Origin of the sequence: uncultured Flavonifractor sp., from assembly GCF_944385615.1 — a bacterium.
Lineage (GTDB): Bacteria > Bacillota > Clostridia > Oscillospirales > Oscillospiraceae > Flavonifractor.
In genome coordinates this window covers 1-20,104 of the sequence record NZ_CALWXV010000047.1, presented here as the reverse complement: position 1 = coordinate 20,104, position 20,104 = coordinate 1, and the positions used below count along the sequence as shown (strand labels likewise).

General features: G+C 59.1%; 25 protein-coding genes. 15 read left to right on the top strand and 10 right to left on the bottom strand.

Annotation, left to right across the window (positions count from 1 at the left end; all coding sequences use genetic code 11):
- Nucleotides 1-53: 53 nt before the first annotated feature.
- Entirely contained in the window at nt 54-446 is a 393-nt protein-coding gene (locus Q0J75_RS10895) for a MarR family winged helix-turn-helix transcriptional regulator (protein ID WP_297201025.1), read from the bottom strand.
- Nucleotides 447-612: 166 nt separating this feature from the next.
- Between Q0J75_RS10895 and Q0J75_RS10890 the strand changes: the two genes are divergently transcribed.
- On the top strand, nt 613-1,497 hold the full coding sequence (locus Q0J75_RS10890) for a LysR family transcriptional regulator (RefSeq protein WP_297201023.1): 885 nt from the start codon (nt 613-615) through the stop codon (nt 1,495-1,497).
- A 108-nt stretch (nt 1,498-1,605) separates the two neighbouring features.
- Nucleotides 1,606-1,863, top strand: a complete 258-nt coding sequence (locus tag Q0J75_RS10885; protein WP_297201020.1) for a glutaredoxin — start codon at nt 1,606-1,608, stop codon at nt 1,861-1,863.
- Between the two features lie 56 nt (nt 1,864-1,919).
- On the opposite strand, the gene Q0J75_RS10880 is transcribed toward Q0J75_RS10885, so the two are convergent.
- From Q0J75_RS10880 to spoVAC, 8 genes are all read right to left on the bottom strand, one after another.
- Nucleotides 1,920-2,378: a phage holin family protein gene (locus tag Q0J75_RS10880; protein ID WP_297201017.1), complete on the bottom strand. Its 459-nt coding sequence runs from the start codon at nt 2,376-2,378 to the stop codon at nt 1,920-1,922.
- A 1-nt stretch (nt 2,379) separates the two neighbouring features.
- Nucleotides 2,380-3,147, bottom strand: a complete 768-nt coding sequence (locus Q0J75_RS10875; protein WP_363315742.1) for a peptidoglycan recognition protein family protein — start codon at nt 3,145-3,147, stop codon at nt 2,380-2,382.
- The gene (locus Q0J75_RS10870) at nt 3,134-3,544 is read right to left on the bottom strand and encodes a hypothetical protein (protein WP_297201011.1); all 411 of its coding nucleotides are present in this window, start codon (nt 3,542-3,544) and stop codon (nt 3,134-3,136) included. The genes Q0J75_RS10875 and Q0J75_RS10870 overlap by 14 nt, the downstream gene beginning before the upstream one ends.
- A gap of 45 nt (nt 3,545-3,589) precedes the next feature.
- Complete coding sequence (locus Q0J75_RS10865; RefSeq protein WP_297201008.1) at nt 3,590-3,754, bottom strand: CD1375 family protein; 165 nt, start codon at nt 3,752-3,754, stop codon at nt 3,590-3,592.
- 58 nt (nt 3,755-3,812) lie between these two features.
- Nucleotides 3,813-4,139, bottom strand: a complete 327-nt coding sequence (locus Q0J75_RS10860) for a toxin-antitoxin system toxin subunit (RefSeq protein WP_297201005.1) — start codon at nt 4,137-4,139, stop codon at nt 3,813-3,815.
- Nucleotides 4,123-5,211 (bottom strand): hypothetical protein, encoded by a 1,089-nt coding sequence (locus Q0J75_RS10855; protein ID WP_297201002.1) that lies wholly within the window; start codon nt 5,209-5,211, stop codon nt 4,123-4,125. The genes Q0J75_RS10860 and Q0J75_RS10855 overlap by 17 nt, the downstream gene beginning before the upstream one ends.
- Nucleotides 5,208-5,462 (bottom strand): hypothetical protein, encoded by a 255-nt coding sequence (locus tag Q0J75_RS10850; protein ID WP_297200999.1) that lies wholly within the window; start codon nt 5,460-5,462, stop codon nt 5,208-5,210. The genes Q0J75_RS10855 and Q0J75_RS10850 overlap by 4 nt, the downstream gene beginning before the upstream one ends.
- A 1,137-nt stretch (nt 5,463-6,599) precedes the next feature.
- On the bottom strand, nt 6,600-7,043 hold the full coding sequence (gene spoVAC / locus Q0J75_RS10845; protein ID WP_297200995.1) for a stage V sporulation protein AC: 444 nt from the start codon (nt 7,041-7,043) through the stop codon (nt 6,600-6,602).
- Nucleotides 7,044-7,200: 157 nt separating this feature from the next.
- Between spoVAC and Q0J75_RS10840 the strand changes: the two genes are divergently transcribed.
- From Q0J75_RS10840 to Q0J75_RS10810, 7 genes are all read left to right on the top strand, one after another.
- The gene (locus Q0J75_RS10840; protein ID WP_297200991.1) at nt 7,201-7,920 is read left to right on the top strand and encodes an ABC transporter ATP-binding protein; all 720 of its coding nucleotides are present in this window, start codon (nt 7,201-7,203) and stop codon (nt 7,918-7,920) included.
- Nucleotides 7,913-9,499 (top strand): hypothetical protein, encoded by a 1,587-nt coding sequence (locus Q0J75_RS10835; protein WP_297200988.1) that lies wholly within the window; start codon nt 7,913-7,915, stop codon nt 9,497-9,499. The genes Q0J75_RS10840 and Q0J75_RS10835 overlap by 8 nt, the downstream gene beginning before the upstream one ends.
- A 90-nt stretch (nt 9,500-9,589) precedes the next feature.
- Nucleotides 9,590-11,479, top strand: coding sequence for a S41 family peptidase (locus Q0J75_RS10830; RefSeq protein WP_297200985.1), 1,890 nt, complete (start codon nt 9,590-9,592; stop codon nt 11,477-11,479).
- Nucleotides 11,480-11,744: 265 nt separating this feature from the next.
- The gene (locus Q0J75_RS10825; protein ID WP_297200983.1) at nt 11,745-12,467 is read left to right on the top strand and encodes a WecB/TagA/CpsF family glycosyltransferase; all 723 of its coding nucleotides are present in this window, start codon (nt 11,745-11,747) and stop codon (nt 12,465-12,467) included.
- A gap of 1 nt (nt 12,468) precedes the next feature.
- The gene (locus Q0J75_RS10820) at nt 12,469-13,140 is read left to right on the top strand and encodes a dTMP kinase (RefSeq protein ID WP_297200980.1); all 672 of its coding nucleotides are present in this window, start codon (nt 12,469-12,471) and stop codon (nt 13,138-13,140) included.
- A 12-nt stretch (nt 13,141-13,152) separates the two neighbouring features.
- The gene (locus Q0J75_RS10815; RefSeq protein ID WP_297200976.1) at nt 13,153-13,698 is read left to right on the top strand and encodes a DJ-1 family glyoxalase III; all 546 of its coding nucleotides are present in this window, start codon (nt 13,153-13,155) and stop codon (nt 13,696-13,698) included.
- A complete protein-coding gene (locus Q0J75_RS10810) occupies nt 13,688-14,278 on the top strand; it encodes a 5-formyltetrahydrofolate cyclo-ligase (protein WP_363315741.1) in 591 nt (196 codons plus the stop codon). The genes Q0J75_RS10815 and Q0J75_RS10810 overlap by 11 nt, the downstream gene beginning before the upstream one ends.
- Before the next feature lie 29 nt (nt 14,279-14,307).
- Here Q0J75_RS10810 and Q0J75_RS10805 read toward each other — a convergent pair whose 3' ends face one another.
- Complete coding sequence (locus Q0J75_RS10805; protein ID WP_297200973.1) at nt 14,308-14,460, bottom strand: hypothetical protein; 153 nt, start codon at nt 14,458-14,460, stop codon at nt 14,308-14,310.
- 103 nt (nt 14,461-14,563) lie between these two features.
- On the opposite strand from Q0J75_RS10805, the gene mltG reads away from it, so the two are divergent.
- The 6 genes from mltG to Q0J75_RS10775 all read left to right on the top strand — a co-directional run.
- Nucleotides 14,564-15,778 carry an endolytic transglycosylase MltG gene (gene mltG, locus Q0J75_RS10800; protein WP_297200970.1) on the top strand — a complete coding sequence of 405 codons (1,215 nt, stop codon included), beginning with the start codon at nt 14,564-14,566 and terminating at the stop codon, nt 15,776-15,778.
- Nucleotides 15,771-16,985, top strand: coding sequence for a peptidase U32 family protein (locus Q0J75_RS10795; protein WP_297200968.1), 1,215 nt, complete (start codon nt 15,771-15,773; stop codon nt 16,983-16,985). Before mltG ends, Q0J75_RS10795 begins: the two co-directional genes overlap by 8 nt.
- A 90-nt stretch (nt 16,986-17,075) precedes the next feature.
- Entirely contained in the window at nt 17,076-17,567 is a 492-nt protein-coding gene (locus tag Q0J75_RS10790) for an RNA polymerase sigma factor (RefSeq protein ID WP_297200965.1), read from the top strand.
- On the top strand, nt 17,564-18,970 hold the full coding sequence (locus Q0J75_RS10785; RefSeq protein WP_297200962.1) for a hypothetical protein: 1,407 nt from the start codon (nt 17,564-17,566) through the stop codon (nt 18,968-18,970). The genes Q0J75_RS10790 and Q0J75_RS10785 overlap by 4 nt, the downstream gene beginning before the upstream one ends.
- 85 nt (nt 18,971-19,055) lie before the next feature.
- Nucleotides 19,056-19,580 (top strand): hypothetical protein, encoded by a 525-nt coding sequence (locus Q0J75_RS10780; RefSeq protein ID WP_297200960.1) that lies wholly within the window; start codon nt 19,056-19,058, stop codon nt 19,578-19,580.
- 258 nt (nt 19,581-19,838) lie between these two features.
- A partial coding sequence (locus Q0J75_RS10775) for an alanine--tRNA ligase-related protein (RefSeq protein WP_297200956.1) occupies nt 19,839-20,104 on the top strand: 266 nt, incomplete at its 3' end.

Sequence of the window (20,104 nt, the reverse complement as noted above, 5' to 3'; positions counted from 1 at the left end):
TCCCCGGCTACCGCCCTGAATAAATTTTGCTCTATTTGCACCCCAAATGGAGTTTACACAGAATTTGGGATTGACCCGGAAAAGCCCCGATAAAGCCACTTCTCTGCATCCCGGATGGAGTCCTCCAAAAATCGCTGGACCTGCCGTCCCTTTTCCGTGCTGAACAACAGCCTGCGCCGGTCGTCCTCCCGACAGGACTCCACCCGCACATACCCTTTTTCCCGCAGCCGTTTGATGATGTTGGAAATGGTGGCTTTGGAATAACCGCTGGCTTGGTGCAGGGCAGTTACAGAGGTGCCCATCTCAGAGTGGCGCAGGATATACAGCAGGGCATGGGCCTGGACTCCGGTCACATCCGCCTCAGCCAATGATTGATTGGCCAACTGGTCCATCTGAATACAGATCTGCCGGCTGTCCAGCGTCAGCCTGCTCCGATCCATCGTCATCGTCCCTTGCCTCCTTTGTGCCGACGCCGCTTAATTGTTAGGTACCTTACTTTTTATAGCACAACATCTCTTGTATGTGAAATTCAAATCTGTTATGATCTATTAAAAGATTTTATCGTTTTCTCACATTGTACAATGGCAATGGAATGGAAGGGAGGAAGGTTGGTTGAATACCACACAACTAGAATGTTTTATGGCGGTAGCGGATTTCCTGAATTTTTCCCGGGCGGCTGAGCACCTGCGGATTACCCAGCCCGCCGTCAGTCATCAGATCAAAACGTTAGAGGATGAGCTGGGGGTCCATCTGTTCAGCCGCACCAGCAAAAACGTCCGGCTGACCCAGGAGGGGCACATGTTCCTGCAATATGCCGGAGAGATTCTCAAGCTGACCGGGATCTCCAAAGCCAGGGTCAAGCAGTGTCACGCGGGACAGTCCGTACGGCTGGAGCTGGGCTGTCGCAGCGCAGCCGAGCTGCGGCTGATCCGTCCGGCGCTGGACCGTCTGCGGCAGGAGGCGCCGGAGGTACTGCCGCTGCTGCGGCTGTTTCCCTTCAGCGCTCTGGACAATCTGCTGGCAGAGGGCGAGATTCAAATGATGTTTACCTTTCAAGAGGCCGCACCCCGGAACAGCGTATACCGGGAGCTGCTGCGCTGCCCGGTGGTGTGCGTTTGCCGGGCAGACCATCCACTGGCGGCTGCGGAACACCTGACGTTGGAGAAGCTGAAGGGAGCAGGCCGGATCGCCGCCTGTCGCCCTCCCGCCTGCCCTGCCTCCCTCTTTGCCATCCAGGGCCAAATTGTCACCGCCAACAGCCCGGATCAGGTCATTTTCTGTGAGACTCAGGATGTTTTGTTCACGCTGGTAGAAGCAGGCTATGCCTTTGCGGTCATAGCGGATTTTCCACAGCTCCGGCGGCCAGAATTTCGGTACCTGCCTCTGGATGGATACGCCCCCCTCTCCTTTGGCGGCGCCTGGCGCAAAGGGAGCCGCAGTCCCGCCCTACGCACCTTTTTTACGCTGTTGGAAGAAAGCTTACAAAAATCCACATAGGCCGTACGCCTTGTTGGCGTATGCACTTGACAAGGCCCATTGAGCCGTATTATTTTAATCAGGGCTATCTATGCCCCCACCAAAAAGCAACGTCAGGAGAGTTACGGTATGAAAGTTACCCTCATTGGAAGTCACCTCTGCCCCGATACCTTGTATGCCATCAACGAGCTGGCGGCCAGAAAGATAAAGATTCAATTCAAAAATCTGTCTGCCAGCCTTGCCGACCTCAAAACCTATCTGGCTCTGCGGGAGAGCAACCCTCTGTACGACGCAGTCAAGGAGGAGGGCATCATCGGGATCCCCTGTTTTATTCTGGAGGATGGCTTTACCACTCTGGACCTGGAGGAAGTTCTGGCACGGATCTGACCATATTTTGCGCACAAAAGGGGCGTACCGCAATCAATGCGGTACGCCCTTTTTGATTAGCCACTTGGGTGATTCACTTCATTTACCTTGTCTTGCAGCGATGCGATCACCTTTTTCAGCCACCCCGGCACCGGCGCACCCAGCGCCCCGGCATTTTCAATGATGCTCCCGGCCTCGGTGAGGATATACCAGATCACCACCAGCGGGCACAGCAGCACGGTGTAGACAAAGGGCAGCTCCACCCCCGGCAGGTTGGCCAGCAGGTGGCCGATAACCGTATCCAGAATAGCCGCCACGATGACGGCCATCACGCTGCCCAGCTTGTGCCAGATGCCGTCCCGGGCGGACTTGCTGGACCACTCCCCCGCCCGCAGGGCGGCAGCGGAGCCGGTGGCGTAGTCGATGAGCATACACCCGATCCATGCCACCACTACCCAGCCGAACCAGCCCCACAGGGCAGTCAGGGCGGCGCACAGGGCGGCAATGGCCGCCTTGAACGCGTTGACATGCTCCATATCAGCCACCTCCCTGTTCCGGCAGCAGCCCCAGCCGGTCCAGCACCAGGGCGGCCTGTTCCCGGGTCAGATTGCCCTGGGGGTTGGTGCCGTCAAAAATCCCGTTGGCGGCAGCCTGCTCCCAGGCTTTAGCCGCCCATTCAGAGGTCTCCCTGTCCCGCTGCTGGATGAGATAGGTTTCCATCATCTGATTGAACTGTTCCTGTGTCACAACCTCTTCTCCTTTCATCCGGTTGGCCACATCCTGCCGGAAGGTATCCATGCTTTTGCCGTGTTTGGGAAACCACTGCATGACGTCGGAATGGTTGGAGGCGATCCCTCTCTGGTGGCCCTCGCTGTGGCAGATCACCACGCCGTCAGCCAGTGGGTCCAGCCCGTAGGCAGCGCACAGCATGGCCGTCAGCTCCACGGCGCTGCGGTATACCGTGTCAAAATAGGGCGCGTTTTTCCCGGCATCGTATCCCACCATCGTTCCGCCCTGATAGGTATGTCCAGCAGGCTCACAGATCTCAAAGCCGATGTGGGTGTTGTTGGCCGCCCCTCCGGCGTGCCACCCCCGGCAGTCCCAGGGCAGACACTGATATACGCCCTTTTGAGAGACGATGGCGTGGACGGCCACCTCCACGCCGGGCTTGTTCCAGGCACGGACAAACACATTCAGATCAGGCTGGGCCACCCCTGTGGAGTGTACCATCACGCCGCGCGGGACAATTTTTCTCCCAGCCTTGTAGCAGTCGTTTTTGGTCAGGTAATGCTTACTCAGCACCATTGATCTCACCGTCGCCATTGGCGGCCTCCTGCTCCTTCTCCCACTCCTCCCGGGCGGGAGCAGATACGGGGCCGGGGTCGGCGGTGGCCTCCATCAGGTCGATCATGCCCTGGTAGTCGCCCTCGTTCCACAGGGGCTTGAGCTGCTTCATCAGGTACTGACGCTTGCGGATATAGGCGTTGTAGTCGTCATTGATAGCGGCCAGGTCGGGAGTGTCAGCGTGCAGCGCGGCCCAGTCGGGGCGGAAAGCCTTGGGAAGCACCATAGCGCCCTTGTGCTCGTCCCGGCCCAGCCGGATGTTGTTCTGGAGCATGGAGTCGCCCACGCCAAGATCCACATCGTTGGCGTTGGCAATGGCGTAGCAGGCGGGGGTCAGCTGATTGTAGTTGATAGACATGGTTTTTTCTCCTTTCACATCGTGGGCTTTTACTTCCTTGGGGGGTTACTGGGCGCTGTCAGCAGTGCCGCCGAACTCACCGGGCACCAGCTCGGGCATCCCGAAGTCCTTGACCAGGATATCGGCCACATCCTGCTTCAGAAGCCGGGGTACCTGGTCGAACTGGGTACGCTCCTCCACAATACGAACCGCGAACAACATAGCCATCATTTCTTTGTCTCCTTTCGCAAATAAAAAATATATCCCCAGGGCCAACCGGCCCAAAAGGTCACGCATAGACCACCGCCGCCATCTCCACCAGGCAGTCCTCCAGAATCTGGTTGGAGGTGGTCAGGGCGGCAATTTTGGCCTGCAACTCCTCCACCGTGGGAGTGGGCTCAGGTTCCGGGGGCGTGGGGACCTCCCCCGGCATCAGCCCCACCAGCACTCCCTCCTGAATATCCAGGGTACAATATCCCTGGCAGGCCCAGGCCGCTTCTTCCAGCTCTTGGGGCACCGCGATCCACCCATCCAGCCAGCACTCCGTCCGGTGACTCTGGCTCTGTATTCCGTGGCCTCCATCCTCCCTGGCCTCAATCTCAATGATGGTCATCATCCAAATCCCTCCTGATCCAAGAAAATAAATAGTACAACAGCCGCCGGAACAGAGCCCCTTTTCCCTTCCTGCCCCCGCCATGGGCCTCCAGCCAGGCAATAAGCCTTCCGCTGCCCCAGGCCCCTTTCACCATGGTATCTGCTCCATGCCCCAGAACCACAGTCCGCACCCCGTTCTCCCGTATAAATCGCAGTAGTCTGGGCAGCAAAGCCACCGGCTCCGGTGTTTTGGCAAGCTGGTTTCGCTTCCGGTAAGTTCGCTTCTCTCGGGGTTCATCCTCCGGGGGCAGGTGATTAAAGTGGGCCATAAGCCGCTCCTCCAGGCTGTCCAGTCCCCGTACTTCTACCTGTTCCCCCAGGGCCAGGCGCTCCATCCGCTTGAGCCCGCACCGAATAGAGCGCAGCACGGAGGCATGGTCCACCCCCAATAGAGAACCAATCTCTCGCAGGGAGAGCCATTCTCCATAATAGAGGTACAGATAGGTCTGCTGGCGGAGGGTGAGCCGGTCCAGCACCATCTTCAGTACCGCTGAATCTTCCAGATCCACCACCAGAGTTTTCCCCTCCTGACAGCCCAATAGCTGATACAGAGCCTTGGCATCCTCTTCGATCTGCTTTTTTCCCCTCTGAAGGGCGCGGCAAATGGTGGAGCGGTGCTTTCCTATCTCCCGAGCCACCTGAGCAGGGCGCTTGCCTTGGTCGGCTTGTGTCAAATAGTCCGCCTGGGTTGGACTGATCCCCGCTCGGGCCACCTGCACCGCCAGGCGCATCTTGTCCCGTTCTGTGGGACCCTCCGGGTTCTCCGTCCCCTCCAGCTCCGCCCAGGTCTTGTATTGCATCTTGTCCCACTGCCAACCGTCAATTCCGGCCCAGGTGGTTCCCCGGCTGATGCTGTGTTTGGGCAGCAGCTCCCGCAAACGCCGGGCACAGTCCACCAGATCCTCCTCCACGGCGGCCAACTCCCGCCGGATGGCTCTGGCCTCTCGCCCCCGGGCCGCAGCCAATTTGTCCTGAAGAGCCGCCCGTTCTTCCCGGAGCGCACGGGCCCGCTCCCTGACTTCCACCGCTTTCACGCTTTGGTCATGTCCACCCGAGGAGCATACAGATCGGCGGTGGTGTATTTCCCATTTCTTGGGCGGGTATAGTAGCCCTCCACCAGCTGCCGCAGGTCCCGCATCTCTCCCAGCATCTGCCGTAGCAATGCCACCTCACCCGCAGCCCGTCGATCTCCCTCTGCAGCCAGTGCCTTTCGCTCCTGGATAGCTACCCGCAGCCGGATAGCCGCCTCCCGATACTGACCGGATAGCTCTGACAGTTTGGCCATGCGCTTCACCCCCTTTCTTTGCTGGTAGACTTGCCGCCCCCGTTGCTGCCTGCCCGCTGTTGGAAGAGTCATCACTCCTCTTCACCTATAGGATTCCCACCCACAAAAGTGGGACGTTTGCGTACACCCAACGGAAAAAATATTTTTTATTCTGCTTTTTTCAAAAAGGGCATAAAAAAAGCAGGCCTTTTGCCTGCACTTTCTTGCTGACTTTTTTCATTTCTCCTGGATTGTCAATTCCCCCGGAAATAGCACAACCCCCCGGCCATCCAACGTGACCGGGGGGCTACTTTTCGACCTGGGGTTCCATCAATAGACTTACCTCTACTTTCTACAGACTTGCCACGCAGTTGGAACAGTCAGGCCTTGAGGTTTTGTTTGCTCACTGTCTCCTGCAACGCACGACCCTGATTTCCGTCTTCAGCAAACTTCGCATCGGAGGTTTCGGGGCTTCCTCACTTCAATGAGCGGTTGGGAACACGTGTTGCCTAAACTACTCTTCCGAATCGTTCAAATCATCTGATTTTTAGAGCCTTCCAATTCCTCTCCCTCATCCGATTCTTCCCGATCATACAGTCTCTCTGAATCTTCCAATCTTCCCGAATCGTTTGATTCTTTCAAATCCCTGACCCTCTGAAACCTCCTGACTGGACAAAATCATTTGATTCCATCTGGACCTATCGACTTTTCTGAATCATTCCATTCTTTTCAATCTTCTGATTCTTCCGACACTCTCGATCTTTCCGAATTTCCTAATCCATTCAAATCGTTCCATTCCTCAAAATCAACTTGATCCATTCCAATCATTTGATTTTCCTGATCCATCTGATTCTTTGGAATCACCCAATCCGTTTGAATCGTTCCTTCTTCAAAACCGTCTGATCGTTCCGAACGCTTGCGATTGACTGGAACTTTCCATCTCGCTCAAATCTTCTGATTCTCTGGATTCTTCCGAACCTCTGACCTTCTTTGATCCTCCTGCGGTAAGGCGCTTGGTTGATTGAGCTTTGATCAGCCCATTGGGCTCACCTCTTTCTCTTTCTGACTTTAGTATACTCTGTGCTCCATCATTTGTCAAGTGTTTTTTGTTTGTTTTCCACTATTTTTTCAAAGGCAGACTTTCATGGTTGTGGCAGATTAGCCATAGCCCAGAAACACCAGTACCACCCCGTAGACCACCGACGCGCTGATACCGTAGACCAGCACCGGCCCGGCGATGGCAAACAGCCGGGCCCCTACGCCCAGCACCAGCCCTTCGCTTTTGAACTCCAGCGCTGGCGAGGCTACCGCATTGGCAAATCCGGTAATGGGGACCAGGGTACCCGCCCCGGCGTGCTGGGCCAGCTTGTCAAACCAGCCCAGGGCGGTGGAGAGGGCGGAGAGGAAAATCAGAGTGACGGAGGTAGCGGTCCCCGCGTCGGTCTTGTCCATCCCCCAGCTCTGGTACAGATCCCCCAGCCCCTGTCCAATGGCGCAGATGAGGCCGCCCACCAAAAAGGCCCAAATCAGGTCCTTCCACAGGGGAGAGGGTTTGGCCATCCCCGCCACATAGCGCCCATATTCCTCATTGGTCATATCCATATCCACGCCTCCTTTTATTATTAGTATCCCTTGGCAGGTGGACAATATGTACCGGCATATATTTTTTTCTTGACTTTCCACTGGGCAGAGGGTATATCTTGTTTGCGGCGGAAGTCACCGCCTACGGCACCACAGTCAAAATTCTGGAGGACAAGCCATGCTGAACATTGAGCACTTTTCCAAGACCTATCCCGGCGGAAAGCGGGCGGTGGACGACCTCTCCCTCCACGTTGCGCCTGGTGAAATCTTTGGATTTATTGGCCATAACGGAGCCGGTAAGACCACCACCCTGCGGGCGGTGGCCGGTGTGATGGACTTTTCAGAAGGGAACATCACCATTGATGGCCATAACGTGCGCACCGACGCCCTGGCCGCCAAGCAGGTCACCGCTTTCCTGCCCGACAATCCGGATCTGTACGACTTTCTCTCCGGTATTCAGTTTCTCAATTTCATTGCCGACCTATACCAGATTCCGGGAGACTCCCGGCAGAATCTCATCGCCAAATATGGCGGCGCCTTCCAGCTCACCGGCAATTTGGGCAGCCCCATCGGCAGCTATTCCCATGGCATGAAGCAAAAGCTGGCCCTCATCTCCGCCCTCATCCGCCAGCCCAAGCTGCTTCTTCTGGACGAGCCCTTTGTGGGGCTGGACCCGTCGGCTGCCCACCTGCTCAAGCAGTTCTGGGCCGAGCTGTGCGCCGCCGGCAGCGCGGTATTTTTCTCCACCCATGTGCTGGAGGTGGCGGAAAAGCTGTGCCACCGGATCGCCATCATCAAACAGGGCAAGCTGATCCGCATGGGGCGCACCGCCGAGCTGGTGGGAGACTCCACCCTGGAGGATGTATTCCTGGAGCTGGAGGGAGACGGGCATGGTTAAATTTCTCGCCCTGCTGAAACTGAATTTCCGGGCCGCCCTGGCCGCTCTGCGGATGGGGGGACGGAAACGCTCCGTCTCCGGCGTGGGCGCTCTGGTTCTGCTGGCCGGTCTCTCCCTCTATATTTCCGGGTTATACAGCTTTCTCTTTGCCAGCCAGCTGGCCCCCGCCGGGGCGCTGCCCCTGCTCATCGTGTTTATGTCTCTGGGGGCTGTTCTCCTGGGCTTTCTCTTCTCCCTTTTTGCCGCCCAAGGCATGGTGTTCGGCACCAAGGACAACGATCTGATGCTTGCCCTTCCCGTCACCCCCTTCGCCCTGATGCTCTCCCGCACCCTGGCCCTCTATCTGGAAAATCTGATCTCTACCCTGTTTGTCCTGCTTCCCGCCGGGGTCATCTATCTGTGGTACGGCGGGCCGGGGGGAATTTGGGTACTCCCCACACTGCTGGTGTGTGCCCTCTTCCTCAACTTTCTGCCCACGCTGCTCTCCCTGGTAGCCGGTTTTGTGCTGGCCTTTCTCTCCAGCCGGGCCACCCATAAGGCACTGATGGGCAACCTGTTCAACCTGATCTTTCTGGCGCTGCTTCTGGTGGGCTCCTTCTCCCTGAGCAGCAACATGGGAGAGCTGGGCGACGCCGCCAGCGGCATCCATGACGCCTTCCAAGGCTGGGGCCTGCCCTTTTTGCTGACCGAAGGGGCGGTATGCCGGGGCAGCGTTCCCGATCTGCTGCTGCTGTGCGCGCTGTGTCTGCTCCCCTTCCTAGCGGTGGTGTGGCTCTTTGCCCGGCGGTACAAGTCCATTGTCACCGGCCTCACCGCCCGTTCCGCCCGCTCGGACTACAAGCTGGGCAGGCTCTCCGCCGCCGGACAGCGCCGGGCCCTGCTGGTTAAGGAGGCCCGCCGCTGGTTCGGCACCCCCATGTACCTGTTTAATACTTGCCTTGGTCTGATTATGCTGCCGGGAGCCGGTGTGGCCGCCTTGATCTATCGTTCCTCCATTCAGGATTTTCTATCGCAAATTGGCTGGGAGTTTTTCTTCCCTCTGCTCATCGTGGGGGTCTGCTTCTGCCTCTCTACCGTGGCCATTACCGGCTCCTCCATCAGTCTGGAAGGGAAAAACCTATGGCTTCTGAAGAGCGCTCCCATCTCCCCTGCCACTCTGTTTGGCGCCAAGGTGGGCTTTCAGCTGCTGGCCTGTCTGCCCTCCTTGGTGGTGGGAACCATTCTGCTGACCATTGCCTTTGAACTGCCCCTCTGGGCGGGCGTTCTGATGCTGCTGGACGGGCTTCTCTTCGCCCTTGTGTGCGCTCCCTTCGGGCTGTGGATCAACCTCCACTTTCCCAAGCTGGACGCGGTCAATGACACCGCCGTGGTCAAACAATCGGTCTCCGCCTTTCTCTCCACCCTCCTGCCCATGGTCCTGGTGCTGGTCTTTTTCCTGCTCTGGCTGCCACTCATGGAACCGCTTGGCGCCCTGGGACTGACCTTGCTGTATACCGGGGTATTGGCCGCCGCCGTCTTTCTGTCCTTTTGGGTCCTGATCCGACAGGGACCCGCCCTTTTTCGACAGCTTTCTGATTGATGACAAATTGCTACAAAATGGGGACGGGCCTTGCGCCCGTCCCCGCTTTGCATTACAATAGGGTAACATAATTCTTTCTGGAGGATAGCCATGAAACTGCGCTTCCGACTGCCGACCGCCGCGCTGGCTTTGACGCTTTTGCTCACTCCCGCCGCTCAGGCTCTGACCCCCGGTCAGACCCTTGTGCTGCTGAAATCTTTTTATGTAGACCCTATCCCTCCGCAGGTACTGGAGCAGAGGACCGTATCCGGCATCATCGAGGCGCTGGGCGACCCCTATACCCAGTATTTTACCGCCGAGGAATATGCCGCTTTCAATGCCTCCCTCTCCGATACCCAGCAGGTAGGGGCCGGCCTCTCCCTCACCCTGACCGATGGCGGGCTGCTGGTGAGCCGGGTAATCCCCGACTCCGCGGCGGAGGCGGGCGGTCTCCAGGCCGGTGATGTCATCACCGCTGTGGACGGCACCTCTCTGGCAGGGATGGACTTGAATGAGGCCAGCACCCTGCTGGCCGGTCAGGAGGGCACCACCTTTCATCTGACCTATCTGCGGGAGGAGCAGTCCTATACTGTAACCCTCACCCGCCGGGCTTTTGTGGTACCCACCGCCTACGGCCAACTGCTGGACGGCCACATCGGGCTTTTGACCTGCGAGGCCTTTGGGGAGGAAACCACCGGCCATGTGATGGATGCGCTGGGGACCTATGCCAGCCAGGCGGATCACTGGATCATGGATCTGCGCAGCAACGGCGGCGGCAGTATGACCGCCGCACTGGACACCATCAGCTGTTTTACCGGTCCCATCACCCCGCTTGTCTATCTGATGGAGCAGAACCACAGCCTTTCTGCCCAGGGCAGCCAGACCGCCCAGCAGACCGACGCCCCCTTGATTACGCTTACCAACGCCGACACTGCCAGCGCCTCAGAGCTCTTTTCCGTTGCCATTCGGGATACCGGTTCCGGCCTCTTGGTAGGTGAGCGCACCTACGGCAAGGGAGTGGCCCAGATCCTGCTGGACGGCAGCAATCTGCCCGATTATTTCCCGGACGGCGACGCTCTGAAGGTCACCACCTACCGGTTCTTCGGCCCGGCAGGCACCAGCAATGATACGATAGGGGTCATGCCTCATCTGCTGCTGGACCAATCTCTGGCGGATGAGGTCGCCCTGCTGCTCTCCTCCAATGCGCCTCAGGGGAATACCTCCGGTATGGCCCGTATTGACCTGAACGGCGCTTGGTACATCGACCTGGAGCAGGCCTGCTCCCCGTCCTATCAGGAGGCCTTTACCGCTCTGCTGGAGGCTCTGCCTGACGGAATACGGCTGCAGAAGGGAACCGGAAGCGATTGGGAGCCTGTCTCCGCCGCAGAGCTGGCGTCGGCCTGCGATCTTACCGGCTATACCCACCGTGGCTTTTCCGATACCGCACAATCCCCCTATGCCGATGAGATCGGCCTGCTGGCCACCTACGGCGTTTTACAGGGCGACGGGAGCGGTGCTTACCATCCGGGCCAGGCTCTGACCCGGGGGCAGCTGTGTACCTTGCTGGCCCAGGCCCTCAACTGTAGAGTCCCCACCGGTGAGAGCGCCTTCTCCGACGTATCCATGGACGACTGGTATGGCCCTGCGGTCAATGCCCTGGCCAATATGGGCCTGGTCACGGGGGTGGGCGGGGACCGCTTTGACCCAGACGCACCGGTGAGCCACGAGCAGTTTATCACCATTCTGGCCCGGCTGGGCCTGCGGATGGACCTGGACCTGCTCCAGACCTGGCAGAACTGCCCGGATACAGCAACCTCTGGTTACGAGGAGTACGCCTCCTGGGCCTGGTCGTCTGTGTGGCTGCTGGACCAGCCGGAGGAGAGTCTGCTGTGGGCTCAGCCAGAGGAGATTGATCCCACCGCTACCACTACCCGGGAGGAAGCCGCTGCTCTTACCTGTTCTCTGCTGTGTAAGCTGAACCTGCTCCCCGATCTGGTCTAGCCCCATTTCCCTATTGATTAGTTAAAATGGCCGCCGCAAGGCGGCCATTTTTGCGTTTCTATCCGTTCTCCGCTGTCGTGCGGCAGTTCCCAATCTGACAGACTTGTGAAACCATCCGGCCGTCAGCAGGTATTTTTCCGGCTTTCTTCACAGAATCTTTATCATTTCCTCCCTTCTTTCTCCCTGTTTCCGCATAGACTTTTTGTCCGGGCTATGGTAGAATGATGTGAAATTATGGACTTGATCCAATCGGAGGCAATTTGTTTTGAGGACAGATGTTTTGGGCGTCGGCTTTGACAACCTGACGCTGGAGGAGGCCGTGGAGGCAGGTGCCTCTCTGGTGGAGGCGGAGGGCTTTCACTACACGGTGACCCCCAACCCGGAGTTTCTCCTGGCCGCCCGAAAGAATCCCCCCTTCCGTCAGGCACTGCTGGGGGCCGACCTGGTGCTGGCTGACGGCATTGGCGTCATCTATTCCGCCAAGATCCTGGGCCGCCCGCTGAAGGGCAAGGTACCCGGCATCGACTTTGCCCAGCGGCTGCTGGCCTGGATGGCCAACCATGGCAAGCGGCTTTTCCTGCTGGGGGCCAAGCCCGGTGTAGCGGAGCTGGCCGCCGCCAATCTGAAAAGTACCTATCCCGGCCTGATTGTCTGCGGCACCCATGACGGTTATTTTAAGGAAGACGGCCCCGTGGTGGAGGAAATCCGCGCTGCCGCCGCCGACGTGGTCTTTGTGTGTCTGGGCGCTCCCAAACAGGAGTTCTGGATGGTGGAGCACGGCCCCGCTACCGGCGCCCACCTGATGATCGGCCTGGGCGGCTCTCTGGATGTATTCGCCGGGGTGGTGGAGCGTGCCCCCCAGGCCTTTCAGAAGCTGGGTCTGGAGTGGCTCCACCGATTGATAAAGGAACCCAAGCGCATCGGCCGCATGGCCAAGCTCCCTTTGGTGCTGTGGTATGCTCTGGGCGCTCGGATGGGAAGGAACTGACATGGCCGGTAAACTGATTGTATTTGAAGGTACCGACGGCTCAGGAAAATCCACCCAGTTCCGGCTGCTGTGTCAGCGGCTGGAGCAGGAGGGCGTCTCCTTCCGCCGTCTGGTGTTCCCCCAGTATCAGGAGCCCTCTTCCGCGCTGATCCGTATGTATCTGGGGGGAGAATTCGGCTCCCATCCCTCCGACGTCAACCCCTACGCCGCCTCCACCTTCTACGCAGTGGACCGGTACGCATCCTGGAAAAAAGTGTGGGGAGACTACTATCAGGCCGGTGGGCTTGTCCTCTCCGACCGCTATACCACCTCCAACGCCGTCCACCAGGCCAGCAAGCTGCCGGAGGACCAGTGGGAGGGCTTCTTCCAGTGGCTTTTTGACTTTGAGTGCTCCAAGCTGGGTCTGCCTTTTCCCGATCAGGTGGTCTACCTGGACATGCCCACCGAAAAAGCGGTGGAGCTGCTGCGCAGCCGGGAGGCGGCCACCCATACCAAGGGCGATATCCACGAGGTGGACACCGATTACCTGGCTCTGTGCCGCCGTACCGCGCTGAAGGCGGCCCAGTGTCTGAACTGGAAAAAAGTTCCCTGTCTGGATGAGGCGGGCCGGCTGCGCTCCCCTGAGGAAATTCATCGTGATATCTGGGCGATTCTGGCCCAAATCATAAAATGAGGTGCTGTAATTATGGTAGCGATTCTACTGGGTAAGGGTTTCGAAGAGAGTGAAGCGCTGGTCCCCGCCGATCTGCTCCGTCGGGCCGGCGCGCAGGTCGCTCTGGTGGGTGTGGATGGCCTTCAGGTCACCGGTAGCCACGGCATTGTGGTCACGGCAGATACCACACTGGATCAGCTGGACGCCGACCAGGTGGAGCTGCTGATGCTCCCCGGCGGACTGGGTGGGGTGGAGACCATTCTGGCCAGTACCCGGGCTCTGGCCCTCATCCAGCGGTGCAGTGATCACGGCTGTTGGCTGGCCGCCATCTGTGCCGCTCCCACCATTCTGGCCCATCTGGGCATTCTGGACCGCCGTAAGGCTGTCTGCTATCCCGGTATGGAGGACCAGATGGGCTCAGCGGTGGTGCAAAAAGGTACGCCTGTGGTGGTGGACGGCCATATCGTCACCGGCGAGGCCGCCGGTTCCTCCTTCCCCTTTGGCCTGAAGCTAGTGGAGGTCCTCAAGGGCGCCGCCGTGGCCGCCCAGGTGAAAGAGAGCGTCCACTATCACGGCTGAGAAAGAGCGGCTGCGCCGCCAGGCCCTGGACTGGCTGGCCTCCCTGTCCCCTCAGGACCGCCGGGCGGGGGATGACGCACTGTTTCGCCGTTTTCTCTCCCTGCCCCAGACACAGGCCGCCCAGGTGCTTCTGCTCTACTGCGGCATGGGCACCGAGCCGGACACCCTGCGGCTGCTCCCGCCCCTCTTCTCCGCAGGCAAGGCGGTCTGTCTGCCCCGGTGTCTGCCCGGAAATCAAATGGAAGCCCGCCTCGTCCAAAAGGACAGCCAGCTGGTCCGTCATCCCTACGGAATGCTGGAGCCCGGTCTGGACTGCCCGGTGATCCCGGCGGAGCAGATCGACCTGGCTCTGATCCCTGGACTGGCCTTTGACCGCTCCGGCGGACGGCTGGGCCGGGGCGGCGGCTACTATGACCGGTGGCTGACCGGCTTTTCCGGGATCACCATTGCCCTGTGCCGGGACGGCTTGCTGCTGGACACAATTCCCCGCCTGCCCCATGATGTGGGCGTAAAACTGGTCATCACCGAGACAAGCCTGTACGGCCCGTCCGCCTTGGAACAAGGAAAAAGCGGGGCATGATGCCCCGCTCTTCCCGCGGTACGTACGGCTCAGCAGCAGCCGTCGTTGCAACCGCAGTTGTTGTTACAGCCGCAGTTGTTGCTGTAGCTGTTCCCACCGCCGCAGCAGCAGCACAGCAGGATGATGATCAGGATGATCCACAGGCAGCTGTTGCCGCCAAAACCGTTATTGCCGAAACACATTGTCGTCTCACCTCACTTGCTTTAACTGGCCTATCCTATGCGGGTGGGGCGGCATGGGTTCCGGCAAGCTATTGTTTTTTTGATTCTGTTAGGAGTTGAACCTATGTCTCAGGAAGAATATCGCAACGAGGGCCGTCGTGAGACCCATACCAATCCCAATCACGGCGGAAAGCGTCTGGCGCCCTCCAGCCGGTCCAGCGGCCGGTCCTCCTCCGGTTCGGGGGAAGGCGCCCGCCCGTCCCGGCCCCGGAAAAAGCGCAAGCGCCTGGGGGCGTGGGGCGTGCTCCTCTATGTCGTGTGCGTGCTGGGCGCCTCTGGTGTGCTGGCCGGGCTGAGCTGGATGTGGGCCAACGACGTTCTCGCCCTGAATAAAGCCCCTCTGACCGCCGTGGTGGAGGTCAAGGAAGGCGACACGGTGGACCAGGTAGCCGATAAGCTGAAAGAGCAAGGTCTGATTGAGTATAAGCTCATCTTCAAACTCTTCTGCAGCTTTACCCATGTTTCAGGTAAGGCGGGCGACGACGACGCCAAAATTACCCCGGGCAGCTATGAGCTGAACACCGATATGGACTACCGGGCGCTCATCAGCAGCATGGGCTCCAGCTCTGCCAGCCGGCTCACCACCACAGTGACCATTCCCGAGGGCACCACCGAGGCCCAGATCTTTGAGATGCTGGAGAAGGCCGGTGTGGCCACGGTGGAGGATCTGGAGGAGACCGCCGCCAACTATGACTTCAAGTTCTCCTTCCTGCAAGGCGTGCTGCCTCTGGGCGACCCCAAGCGGCTGGAGGGCTACCTCTTCCCCGATACCTATGAGTTCTATATGGGTGAGGACCCGGTCAACGTACTCAACAAGATGATCCTTCGCTTTGACGAGATCTTCACGGATGAGATGCGCAAGACCATGACGGATAAGGGCATGACGGTCAATGACGCGGTAATTATCGCCTCCATGATCGAAAAGGAGACCGATGGCACCGACCAGGGCAAGATCTCCTCGGTTATCTATAACCGCCTGAACAATCCCACCAGCGAAACGGCGGGCTATCTGAACATCGACGCCACTATCCTGTACGCCACTGGCGGCACTGTGGTAAATACCCAGGCGGATACGCCGTATAACACCTACACCCATACCGGACTGCCTCCCACGGCCATCTGCTGTCCCGGTGTGGACGCGCTGAAGGCGGCGGTCTCTCCCGAGTCTACCAAATATTATTACTATGCTTTGGGCGATGACGGCGTCCACCATTTCTTCCGCACCAAGAGCCAACACTCTTCCTTTATCAGCAGTCAGGAGCTGTACCAGAATGGATAAAAAAATTGAACTGCTCTCCCCCGCCGGAGATATGGAGCGTCTGAAAATGTCCCTGGCCTATGGGGCGGACGCGGTCTATCTGGCGGGCAGCGACTTTGGTATGCGGGCCTTTGCGGGCAACTTCACCCCGGATGAAATGAAGCAGGCGGTGGAGCTGTGCCACAGCAAGGGGGTATCCATCCACGTCACCTGCAACACCATGCCCCGCAATGATGAGGTGGCCCGCCTGCCGGAGTGGCTGGAATACCTTCAGGACCTGGGGGTGGACGCCGCCATCGTGGCAGATGTGGGGGTACTTTCCCTGCTGAAAAAGCACGCCTCCAGGGTAAAGGCCCACATCTCTACCCAGGCCAGCATCTCCAATTATCAGGCCGCCCGGGCCTGGTACGAGCTGGGGGCCAGCCGGGTAATTCTGGCCCGGGAGCTCTCCCTGGACGAGATTCGGGAGATCCGGGCCAAAGCCCCCAAGGAACTGGAGATCGAGGCCTTTGTCCACGGAGCCATGTGCGTCAGCTACTCCGGCCGGTGCCTGCTGTCCAACTATATGACCGGCCGGGATGCCAACCGGGGGGCCTGCGCCCAGCCCTGCCGCTACAAGTACGCCCTGGTGGAGGAAAAGCGCCCTGGGGAGTATTTCCCCATCGGCGAGGACGAGGGGGGCGCCTTCATCATGAACTCCCGGGACATGTGCATGATTGACCATATCCCGAAGCTGATGGAGGCCGGGCTGGACTCTCTGAAGATCGAGGGCCGGGCCAAAAGCGCCTACTATGCCGCCGTCGTTACCGCCGCTTACCGCCACGCCATTGACGCGGCGGCAGCGGGACAGCCGCTGGACCCGGTTTGGCGGGCTGAGATCGACAAGGTAAGCCACCGGCCCTACTCCACCGGCTTCTACTTCGGCCAGCCCGGCCAGTATACCGGCGATGCCCGGTACATCCGAGAGTGGCAGGTGGTTGCCATCGTCACCGCCTGCGACAGCAGCGGCATGGCCACCCTCTCCCTGCGGAACAAATTTGCTGTGGGAGACCCCTTGGAGCTGGTAGGCCCCGACGTGGCCGCTACGCCGTTTACCGCCCCCACCATGGAGGACGAAAATGGCTGGCCTCTCACCGAACCCCGTACCCCTCAGATGGTTTTTCGGATGCAGCTGCCCCGGCCGGTGCCCCCTCTGTCCATTATCCGGGCCTGCCGGGAAAATTCCTGATATTAAAAAAGTCCAGGCGAAAATTCGCCTGGACTTTTTTGTGACCTGTTGGCCTGTCCGCTCGTTATACGGGTGAAAGGAGGCGGTAAGATGAAGGACAACGACGTACTGATCCCCAGGTTTGAAACAGCCTATTCCGCCTACGGCGCCACAGTCTACCGATTGGCTATGGTATATCTGGGCCGGCCGGCAGACGCAGAGGACGTGACCCAGGAGGTCTTTCTCAAACTGCTGTATAAGGCCCCCGCCTTTGCTGACGGAGAGCACGAAAAGCGCTGGCTGCTGCGGGTAACCGCCAACCTGTGCAGGGATCAGCTGAAAGGCTTTTGGCGGCGGCGGACGGTGGCGCTGGACCAGGACCACCCTCTGCCGGAGGGGCCAGACCGGACCCTGCTGGAGGCCATTCTGGCCCTGCCCGAGACCTACAAGGGCCCCATTCATCTCCATTATTATGAGGGCTATTCGGTAGCAGAGGTGGCGGAAATTCTGAAGCTGAGCCAGTCAGCGGTGAAGATGCGGCTGAAGCGGGGCCGGGACCTGCTGAAACTGGAGCTGGACGCCGGATGGGAGGGGAGTATATGAACATCCAGGATTATCGCAACGTAATGGATCAGCTGAAGCCTGCCCCCAGCCTGGAGGCGCGGATCAAGGAGCAGCTGGGACAGTCCTCCCGGCGGTCTCACCCCCGGCGGCTGGCCGGAAAAATCGCGGTGGCGGTTTTGGCGGCGGCCTGTACCTTTATGGCAGCTATGGCGGTAAGTCCCCAGCTGCGGGCTGCGGTGCTCACCTTCTTCCAGTTGGAGGAGACCGAGCAGGTACCGCCCCCCGCCAGTGCTCCCGTCAGCTCCGATCCCTCCGTGACCCAGGACCTGATTGCCCAGCAGGTAGAGGCCCAATATATCCGTTTGCCCGGTCTGTCGGGATACGATTACGGCAACGGCGTGCTCTTCCAGGCCCAGCGGGACGACTACGGCGCCATCCTTGACTTCCGCTACTGGGCGGCAGAGGGGGACACGCTGGTGCCACTGGAGACCCACACCACCGACTTTACTACTACCTGGGATGGGATAACCTATACGGATACGGTCTACTGGTGTGTATACGACGGGGCCATCTCCTGTTACTGCAACGGCAGAGCCGGCATGGCGGCAGATGCAGACTGCGTCATCTCCTCCCTCCCCGGCTCCACCGACAGCGTTATCCTCCGGCTCAGCCAGGGCAGCCAGATGGACTACCGGCAATACCCGGTGCTGTTGGATCTGACGACCGGAGAGGTCACCGACCTGCTGGGCGGTACCGGATGGGAAAAAGCCGCGCCGGTGCGGGAAGTGCAGTGGGCGGACGACCTATCTGCCGCCATCCTGTCCAACGACCGGATGGGCTGGTTCTACTGTGACCGGACCGCCAAAACCACCACCCACCTGGACGAGCTCACCGGCCTGGAGGTGTTCAGCGCCTACTTTGCCAATAACACCCTGATCCTGTTAACCCAATCCGGCCCGGAGGGGGACTGTTACGACATCTGGACCTGGCAGCCGGACAGCGGTGTCCTCACGCAGACCTTTTCCCAACTCCACATCTATCGGGAGCGGGATGACAATCCCTACGGTTTCCAGTTTCTATTTGGCAGCGCTTTGGGGCTCTACATCACCCCAGAAGGCAAGCTGTCGGTGCTGGACCTGTGCACCGGTCAGGAGACCCCGGTGGAGGGCTTTTCCCTGACCCAGTGGGACAGCACCTTCCTCCCCAATCCTTCGGGCAGTAAGATCCTGTTCGCCGACTATGACTATGCCGCCGACAGTCTGGGAATCGCCCGTCTGGGCGTGATTGACCTAACCCGAGGGACCTTTACCGTGCTGGACCGGGAGGGCTATGACGCACTGGACGAGGGTAACCTGAGCTGGTTTGACGAAGACCGGGTTGCCATCCGGTCTTCTCAAAAAGATGATTACACAGAATGCTATCTCTACCTCTACCAGTTCTGACTCATTTAATTATTGTTTTTCAATAAAATCATATTGACTTTCAGTTTTACCCGTGGTAGCATAGCCCCGAAAGGAGCGATGTGCCATGACTCTCTCCCCCGCCTCCCGCTTTGGCGGCTTTGCCTCCGGACATTTTGTAATTACTGCACTCTGCGCCCCTCTTCTGTTCTTTTCTCCCCTGCTGGTGGAATCACTCCCCATTCTCCCGCTGGTACTGCTGTTGATGGCGCTCTATCTCCCCGCTGGATGGATTGTAGCCGCTCTTCGATACTGGGGACGGCCTACCTTGAAGGAGGGCATGAAGGCTGTCCTGTACCCCGCTCTGTTTGCCTGGGGCTGGGCCTTTGGCAGTTGGATTTTGTTCTGTATTCCATCCCTGAGCAGTCTGGGCATGTGGCTGCTTTTGTCCACCTATTTTCTGGCCTGTCCTTCGTTTATGTTTATGCTGGCGGTCCTGGCACAGCTTATCGATGTTACGGTCTGGAGCGCTTACAGCCTCACCTGGTATCTCTTTATGATCCTGGCCGGGCTGCTGCCGCCGCTGCTGTTCTTTCTGGGGTCCATCCTGCCGAAAAAGCGGTTGACAACAGCGCAAAATATGATAGAATAAGGCAGTTGAAACGCTATGAGGAAGCCAAGCAGGCCACGCCGCGTTCAGCGAGAGGGGATGGTGCAAGCCCTCCGCGATACGGGTCTGTACGCCACTTCTGAGCCGCCCGGGAGGACCGGGACGCCCCATCCCCGTTACCGGATGCAATGAGATGCGCCTTTGGGCGCAGATCAGGGTGGTACCGTGGAGTAAACTCGCTCCGCCCCTGACAATGTCAGGGGCGGAGCTTTTATTTTTTTGCAGAGGAGATTGAATCAAATGCCCAAAAAATTTGGCCTGAACGAGCTGCGCGAGATGTTCCTGTCTTTCTTCGAGAGCAAGGGCCATCTGCGCCTGCCCAGCTTTTCCCTCATCCCCCAGAATGACGCCTCCCTGCTGCTCATCAACAGCGGCATGGCCCCCATGAAGCCCTTCTTCACCGGGGAGCAGGAGCCCCCCCGCCACCGGGTGACCACCTGCCAGAAGTGCATCCGTACCGGCGACATTGAGAACATCGGCCACACCGCCCGCCACGGCACCTATTT

Bases quoted from the DNA above. Each gene is read 5' to 3' on its own strand.
- Q0J75_RS10895 (WP_297201025.1), bottom strand. From the start codon at position 446: ATGACGATGGATCGGAGCAGGCTGACGCTGGACAGCCGGCAGATCTGT.
- Q0J75_RS10885 (WP_297201020.1), top strand. From the start codon at position 1,606: ATGAAAGTTACCCTCATTGGAAGTCACCTCTGCCCCGATACCTTGTAT.
- Q0J75_RS10880 (WP_297201017.1), bottom strand. From the start codon at position 2,378: ATGGAGCATGTCAACGCGTTCAAGGCGGCCATTGCCGCCCTGTGCGCC.
- Q0J75_RS10875 (WP_363315742.1), bottom strand. From the start codon at position 3,147: ATGGTGCTGAGTAAGCATTACCTGACCAAAAACGACTGCTACAAGGCT.
- Q0J75_RS10870 (WP_297201011.1), bottom strand. From the start codon at position 3,544: ATGTCTATCAACTACAATCAGCTGACCCCCGCCTGCTACGCCATTGCC.
- Q0J75_RS10865 (WP_297201008.1), bottom strand. From the start codon at position 3,754: ATGATGGCTATGTTGTTCGCGGTTCGTATTGTGGAGGAGCGTACCCAG.
- Q0J75_RS10860 (WP_297201005.1), bottom strand. From the start codon at position 4,139: ATGATGACCATCATTGAGATTGAGGCCAGGGAGGATGGAGGCCACGGA.
- Q0J75_RS10850 (WP_297200999.1), bottom strand. From the start codon at position 5,462: ATGGCCAAACTGTCAGAGCTATCCGGTCAGTATCGGGAGGCGGCTATC.
- spoVAC (WP_297200995.1), bottom strand. From the start codon at position 7,043: ATGGATATGACCAATGAGGAATATGGGCGCTATGTGGCGGGGATGGCC.
- Q0J75_RS10840 (WP_297200991.1), top strand. From the start codon at position 7,201: ATGCTGAACATTGAGCACTTTTCCAAGACCTATCCCGGCGGAAAGCGG.
- Q0J75_RS10835 (WP_297200988.1), top strand. From the start codon at position 7,913: ATGGTTAAATTTCTCGCCCTGCTGAAACTGAATTTCCGGGCCGCCCTG.
- Q0J75_RS10830 (WP_297200985.1), top strand. From the start codon at position 9,590: ATGAAACTGCGCTTCCGACTGCCGACCGCCGCGCTGGCTTTGACGCTT.
- Q0J75_RS10820 (WP_297200980.1), top strand. From the start codon at position 12,469: ATGGCCGGTAAACTGATTGTATTTGAAGGTACCGACGGCTCAGGAAAA.
- Q0J75_RS10815 (WP_297200976.1), top strand. From the start codon at position 13,153: ATGGTAGCGATTCTACTGGGTAAGGGTTTCGAAGAGAGTGAAGCGCTG.
- Q0J75_RS10805 (WP_297200973.1), bottom strand. From the start codon at position 14,460: ATGTGTTTCGGCAATAACGGTTTTGGCGGCAACAGCTGCCTGTGGATC.
- mltG (WP_297200970.1), top strand. From the start codon at position 14,564: ATGTCTCAGGAAGAATATCGCAACGAGGGCCGTCGTGAGACCCATACC.
- Q0J75_RS10795 (WP_297200968.1), top strand. From the start codon at position 15,771: ATGGATAAAAAAATTGAACTGCTCTCCCCCGCCGGAGATATGGAGCGT.
- Q0J75_RS10790 (WP_297200965.1), top strand. From the start codon at position 17,076: ATGAAGGACAACGACGTACTGATCCCCAGGTTTGAAACAGCCTATTCC.
- Q0J75_RS10785 (WP_297200962.1), top strand. From the start codon at position 17,564: ATGAACATCCAGGATTATCGCAACGTAATGGATCAGCTGAAGCCTGCC.
- Q0J75_RS10780 (WP_297200960.1), top strand. From the start codon at position 19,056: ATGACTCTCTCCCCCGCCTCCCGCTTTGGCGGCTTTGCCTCCGGACAT.